The following is a 6148-nucleotide window of genomic DNA, read 5'->3' as shown; positions in this document are numbered from 1 at the left end:
ACGTGAGTTCGATATAAGCAATCAGAACAAAGTTAGCTGGTTATCTGTCACAAACTCCAAAGAGATAGACGGTTTCTTTGGGAAAAAGCAGTAAGCAGCGATAGCACTCAAGGCATTGGTGATAAAATTAGCGAAAGACCGATGCCTTGAGTGTTCTATCTGAGCGATATTTTTAAGTTCATCGTTAACAGATTCAACAAGAGCTCTTTTGCGAAGCATAATTTTGTCTGCTACTGACATCAGCGAGTTCTTCATGTTGTTTTTAACCTTGGTAACGAGCTGGATCCCGTTCATGAACAGGAAATCAAACAGTCGCTTGCCGATATATCCTTTATCACCACAGAGTTTGCCTTTGACATTCTCAATGAACGATTCCGAGTAAAGAGGCTCACGGTCATCCACATTGCCTGGAGTGAACATAAAGTTCAGGATTTCCCCCTTATCATTTATGATCAGATGCAGCTTGAACCCGAAGAACCATCCCATCGAACACTTGCCCCTTTCAGCTATACNTTTGAATGTCTTGTGTATAAGTATACGCTGATGCTTGCAGACTCTCAATGGTGTTGAGTCAACATACGCAATGCCGGTACAAGTCCCCAGCAACACCTCTTTGATGAATACGGTCAGAGGCAACAGTATGGATTTCTGCAACTCAACAAATCTATTGTATGATACAGTTTTGGGAAACAGATGAGTAAGATGTCTGCAGACATATTGAGTGTAGAAATGCTTGAGACATCTGAAGCCCTTGCAGTGGAATAGAATCAGTATCGTTATGACCTCTGCATCTGAAAGCCTTCCAGGCTTATTGCGATGTACTTTGCCATCGCTGATCTGATGTTTTTTGAGCTCGGGAGAAAAATACTTGCAGAAGTCATCGGCAAGACAGAAAATTTCAGTAATTTTGTTCTCGGTAATCATAGCGGTAAAATATTTGTAAATGTTATAATTGGACACTATAAATTTACGAATTTTTCGCGAGAATACCAAGAAAATCAGTCATTTAGTTTTATGCTAAATGGCTGATTGTTTTATTATTGGATAACTGAACTCTTATATCGAACTCACGTTAAATTTGGTAAACAAAGACTCCAAAATAGTCTGTTCGCGACTCCATGAAAAAGCTGGCATAATTGGAACCTGTATGATGGCCCGTCGACGTATGTTTGAAGAAATCTCATGACATAAACCGCTAAAAGGCTGAGATTGATGTCAATTGCTTGAAAATGCGGGGATTTACCGTAGAATCTGTAGTAGAAAAGCAGTGAAGGGGTGATTGCTTGATTTTAAACGGATTACAAAGTTGCTACACAATAGCATGAAATAATGAAGCAAGATGAAGTGCCCCCAAAGGTTGGACTGGATAATGTTTAACCGCTCCAACTTTTGGGGGCACTTCAGAAGATATAAAAAGCCGCTGCGTTTCAATCGTGGTTGTGATTGAGACGCAGCGGCCGATATGAGATAGGGGAGTGTTTAACGGTTCTGATACATTTCTTCGTAGTATTTTTCGTATGCTCCAGAGGTTATGTTGTCCATCCAGTCCTGGTGATCGAGATACCAGCGGACTGTCTTTTCGATGCCTTCCTCAAATTGGAGAGAGGGTTCCCAGCCGAGTTCGGCCTGGAGTTTGCGTGAGTCGATGGCGTAGCGCATGTCGTGGCCGAGACGGTCAGTTACGTAGGTGATGAGGTGTTCTGACTGGCCTTCGGGATTGCCGAGAAGACGGTCGACGGTCTTGATGATGACTTTGATGAGGTCGATGTTTTTCCATTCGTTGAAGCCGCCTATGTTGTATGTGTCGGCTATTTTGCCCTTGTGGAATATCAGGTCGATGGCGCGGGCGTGGTCTTCGACATAGAGCCAGTCGCGCACGTTTTCGCCTTTACCGTAGACAGGGAGCGGTTTGCCGTGGCGGATGTTGTTGATGAAGAGTGGTATCAGCTTTTCGGGAAACTGATAGGGGCCGTAGTTGTTGGAGCAATTGGTCACGAGTGTCGGCATGCCGTATGTGTCGTGATAGGAGCGCACGAAGTGGTCGGACGAAGCCTTGGAGGCCGAATAGGGGGAGTGGGGGTTGTATTTGGTTGTCTCAAGGAAAAATTCCGAGCCGTAGGCTTCGTGTTCGCCGGCCGATGCCTTGGTGGTGAAGGGGGCGGGTATGCCTTCGGGGTTGGTCAGTTCGAGTGCCCCGTATACCTCATCGGTCGAGATGTGATAGAAGAGTTTGCCCTCATATTTTTCGGGGCATGACTCCCAGTATTCTTTGGCGGCCTGGAGAAGTGCCAGTGTGCCCATTACGTTGGTGCGTGCGAATGTGAAGGGGTCTTTGATGGAACGGTCGACATGGCTTTCGGCAGCGAGATGTATGATGCCGTCAATCTTGTGGCCGGTGATGATGCGACGCATTTCGTCAAGGTCGGCTATGTCGGCTTTTACGAATGTATAGTTGGGTTTGTCCTCGATGTCCTTGAGATTGGCAAGGTTGCCGGCATAGGTGAGTTTGTCAAGGTTGATGATGTTGTATTCGGGATATTTGTTGACGAAGAGTCGTACTACGTGGTTGCCGATAAATCCGGCTCCGCCTGTGATAAGTATGTTACGCTTCATTTTCTTTCAGATTTTTTATGCATTTTTTGAGGGAGTCGGTCCAATAGGGAACTTTGATACCGAATGTTTCTTTGAATTTGGTCTTGTCGAGCACCGAGTAGGAGGGGCGCACTACCTTGGAGGGAAATTCTGACGAGTGGCAGGGCTGTATGTCACATTGTGTGTTGCCGGCCAGTTCGGCTATAATTTTAGTAAAGTCAAACCATGAGCATACTCCTTCGTTGGAGTAATGGTATATGCCTTCGTTGCCGTTTATCATTCTGTTCTCGATGATGTGGAAAATAGCGTCGGCAAGATCCTGGGCATAGGTCGGTGTGCCGGTCTGATCAAAGACGACTTTCAGTTCCGGCTTGGTCGAGGTGAGATTGAGCATGGTTTTGACGAAGTTTCGGCCATACTCACTGTAGAGCCATGCCGTGCGGAATATCAAGGCTTTTACGCCTGATTTTTTAATTTCCTGCTCGCCGTGGAGTTTGGTAAGGCCATAGACACCGGTCGGGGTGCCTGTCTGGTCTTCGCGGCATGGTACGTTGTAGGGTTCTTTGCCAAACACATAGTCGGTTGATACGTGTATGAGTGTGCCGTCGTTGAGCTTGACGGCTTCGGCGAGATTGCGTACAGCCGTGGCGTTGAGAAGTTCGGCGAATTGGGCATCGTCCTCGGCTTTGTCAACGTTGGTGTAGGCGGCGCAGTTGACTATCACATCAATGCCGTTGTCCGTTACGGCTTTTTTTACGGCTTCGGCGTCGGTGATGTCGAGTTCGGTCACATCGGTGAATATGTATTTGTCTACAGAGTTGGCCGAGCTATTGCGCAGCGCGGTGCCGAGCTGTCCGTTGGCTCCTGTTACAAGTATGTTCATTCAGCGTAGAGATCTATGTTATAGTCAAAGGGGGTGTCGAAGTCTTTCAGAAGAGGATGTCTCAGGTCTTTGTCAGACAATATGGCTTGAGAGGGGTCGAGGTGCCAGTCGATGCCGAGTGATGTATCCTGGATAGAGATGCCTCCATCGGCTTCGGGATGGTAATAGTTGTCACATTTGTACTGAAACACTGCGATGTCGGAGAGCACGGCAAATCCGTGGGCGAATCCGCGAGGCACGAAAAACTGACGGTGATTGTCTTCGGTCAGCTCTACTGCTACATATCGGCCGAATGTCGGCGAGCCTTTACGTATGTCGACAGCTACGTCAAGAACGGCTCCCTTGACACAACGCACGAGTTTGGACTGGGTGAAAGGCGGACGTTGAAAGTGCAGACCGCGCATCACGCCGCGAGTGGAGCAAGATTCGTTGTCCTGCACGAAATTGACAGGGCGCACTTTCTCGTCAAATTCCTTCTTGGAATAGCTCTCGAAAAAGTAGCCGCGTGAATCCTTGAAAATGCGGGGCTCGATGATGACAACCCCTTCGATGTCGGTTTTGATTACTTCCATGTGTCAGTCAAGATTGGCGTTGTTGGTGCGGTCAAGTTCATCGATGACTTTCATTAGATACTTGCCATATTGATTTTTGAGCATAGGTTTGGCGAGATCAATCATTTTTTCGCGTGAAATCCATCCCTGACGGTAGGCGATGCCTTCCAGACAGGCAATTTTGAGGCCCTGGCGTTTCTCAAGTACCTCCACATATATCGATGCTTCGGCCAGAGAGTCGTGTGTGCCGGTGTCGAGCCATGCAAAACCGCGTTGCAGAGTCTGCACTTTCAGCTCGCCGGCGTGGAGAAATTCCTGATTGACAGTGGTGATTTCAAGCTCGCCGCGTGCCGAGGGTTTGATATGTGCGGCCACATCGACAACCTTGTTGGGATAGAAATAGAGTCCGACCACAGCATAGTTTGACTTGGGGTGCTCGGGCTTTTCTTCAATTGAGAGACAGTTGCCCTCGTGGTCAAACTCGGCCACACCATATCGTTCCGGGTCGTCGACCCAGTAGCCAAACACCGTGGCTTTGCCCTCGTCAGCCTTACGCACAGCCTCGCTTAGAGTGGCTGAGAAGCCGGCTCCGTGAAATATATTGTCGCCGAGCACGAGACATACGGTGTCGTCTCCAATAAACTCTTTACCGATGATAAATGCCTGAGCCAGTCCGTCGGGTGACGGCTGTTCGGCATAAGTAAATCTCACGCCGTAGTCAGAACCATCGCCAAGCAGACGCTTGAATCCCGGAAGGTCCTGTGGAGTCGAGATAATCAGTATATCTCTGATGCCGGCAAGCATAAGCGTGGAGATGGGGTAATATACCATCGGTTTGTCAAAAACGGGGAGCAGTTGTTTTGACACTCCCTTCGTGATAGGATAAAGCCGTGTACCGGATCCACCGGCAAGAACTATGCCTTTCATATTAAGGTTATGATATTGATTTATTTTAATGGTGCAAAGTTAATTATAAAATGAAATTTTTCCAAATATGGATATGGCTCTTTGATGGACAATTTTGCTTCATGTCTGTCGGAACAAGCGGCAGTATTGCTCGGAGATATGTCGCCATGTATAACGGCGGTTGGCGATTTCTTTCATCTCGCTGCCGTCGAGGTCGTTACGTGAGAGAAGAGCCTTGAGTTCGGAAGAATTTTTGAAATAATATGCTTTGCCTTCGGTAGTCTCGCGATTATAGACTACGTCACATGCTATGACGGGCATGCCGAAGTGCATGGCCTCGACCAGTGATGGATTGGTGCCGCCGGCACTGTGACCATGGATGTATATGCCGGCATTGGAGCGTAACGTGTATAGGATGTCGAGGTCATATATGGCATCGAGAAGGGTTATATTGGGGCTGTTGTCATATCGGGCTTTCAACTGTCGTGACCATTCGCTGTGATGCCAGTTGCCGATGAATACCAGCGGATAGTCGGTATCGGCGAAGGCTTTGAGTATGATATGACTGTTGTTTTCAGGTTCGATGCGACATACCGTTATTGCATATTTATCCTTCTTGAGATTATACTCTTTAAGGATATTTTTCATCATGGAGTGTGGCAGATTGCGATGCACATGATCTCCTCCATAGGCTATGAGTTCTGACTGTCGTCCATAGGTATCGGTGACGTAATCCTGTATGCCTTTGTTGTCAGCGACAATGATGTCGGCATATCTTACAGCCATAGCTTCTGAATTACGCAGCACCCACCGTGCTGTGCGTCCCCATTTGGCCCGCTTATGTTCGAGTCCGTCGATATTGACTATAATTTTGCTGCGACTCATCAGCCTGAGCAATGGCAGGAAGAAACATCCCGAGACTCCCAGTATCAGTATCACGTCATAGCCGCTTATGGCGCGGCACATGGATATGATATCGTAGGGGATGGAGTGGGCACCGTTGGCGTGCATCCTGACGTATTTCAGTGTCGCCCCTTTGTGCTCGGTTGGAGTCGAAGGCATATCGGATGAACTGCAAAATACGGTATAATGCACATCTTTGGGGCAGTTTTCACCAATTATGTTTTCGACAAGCGACTCAAATCCTCCATAATTGGCAGGGACACCCTGGGTCCCGACAATCGCGACCTTGATTAGTTTCATTAAATACAGTGAT

General features: G+C 47.7%; 6 protein-coding genes. All 6 read right to left on the bottom strand.

Annotated features, from left to right (window positions below):
• Positions 1 to 21: 21 nt before the first annotated feature.
• Entirely contained in the window at positions 22 to 924 is a 903-nt protein-coding gene (locus QGT73_RS09195) for an IS982 family transposase (RefSeq protein WP_280122285.1), read from the bottom strand.
• A 555-nt stretch (positions 925 to 1479) separates the two neighbouring features.
• The gene (locus tag QGT73_RS09190; protein ID WP_280122284.1) at positions 1480 to 2613 is read right to left on the bottom strand and encodes a dTDP-glucose 4,6-dehydratase; all 1134 of its coding nucleotides are present in this window, start codon (positions 2611 to 2613) and stop codon (positions 1480 to 1482) included.
• Complete coding sequence (rfbD, locus tag QGT73_RS09185) at positions 2603 to 3475, bottom strand: dTDP-4-dehydrorhamnose reductase (RefSeq protein WP_280122283.1); 873 nt, start codon at positions 3473 to 3475, stop codon at positions 2603 to 2605. The genes QGT73_RS09190 and rfbD overlap by 11 nt, the downstream gene beginning before the upstream one ends.
• On the bottom strand, positions 3472 to 4047 hold the full coding sequence (gene rfbC / locus QGT73_RS09180) for a dTDP-4-dehydrorhamnose 3,5-epimerase (RefSeq protein ID WP_280122282.1): 576 nt from the start codon (positions 4045 to 4047) through the stop codon (positions 3472 to 3474). Before rfbC ends, rfbD begins: the two co-directional genes overlap by 4 nt.
• Positions 4048 to 4050: 3 nt before the next feature.
• The gene (rfbA, locus tag QGT73_RS09175; protein ID WP_280122281.1) at positions 4051 to 4953 is read right to left on the bottom strand and encodes a glucose-1-phosphate thymidylyltransferase RfbA; all 903 of its coding nucleotides are present in this window, start codon (positions 4951 to 4953) and stop codon (positions 4051 to 4053) included.
• Positions 4954 to 5052: 99 nt separating this feature from the next.
• Positions 5053 to 6135, bottom strand: coding sequence for a DUF1972 domain-containing protein (locus QGT73_RS09170; protein WP_280122280.1), 1083 nt, complete (start codon positions 6133 to 6135; stop codon positions 5053 to 5055).
• Positions 6136 to 6148: the final 13 nt, after the last annotated feature.

The sequence above is a fragment of the Duncaniella muricolitica genome, from assembly GCF_910574735.1.
Taxonomy (GTDB): domain Bacteria; phylum Bacteroidota; class Bacteroidia; order Bacteroidales; family Muribaculaceae; genus Duncaniella; species Duncaniella muricolitica.
The sequence above is the reverse complement of the archived record's forward strand: the minus strand, read 5'-3'. Positions and strand labels throughout refer to the sequence as shown.

Bases quoted from the DNA above. Each gene is read 5' to 3' on its own strand.
- QGT73_RS09190 (WP_280122284.1), bottom strand. From the start codon at position 2,613: ATGAAGCGTAACATACTTATCACAGGCGGAGCCGGATTTATCGGCAAC.
- QGT73_RS09170 (WP_280122280.1), bottom strand. From the start codon at position 6,135: ATGAAACTAATCAAGGTCGCGATTGTCGGGACCCAGGGTGTCCCTGCC.
- rfbD (WP_280122283.1), bottom strand. From the start codon at position 3,475: ATGAACATACTTGTAACAGGAGCCAACGGACAGCTCGGCACCGCGCTG.
- rfbA (WP_280122281.1), bottom strand. From the start codon at position 4,953: ATGAAAGGCATAGTTCTTGCCGGTGGATCCGGTACACGGCTTTATCCT.
- rfbC (WP_280122282.1), bottom strand. From the start codon at position 4,047: ATGGAAGTAATCAAAACCGACATCGAAGGGGTTGTCATCATCGAGCCC.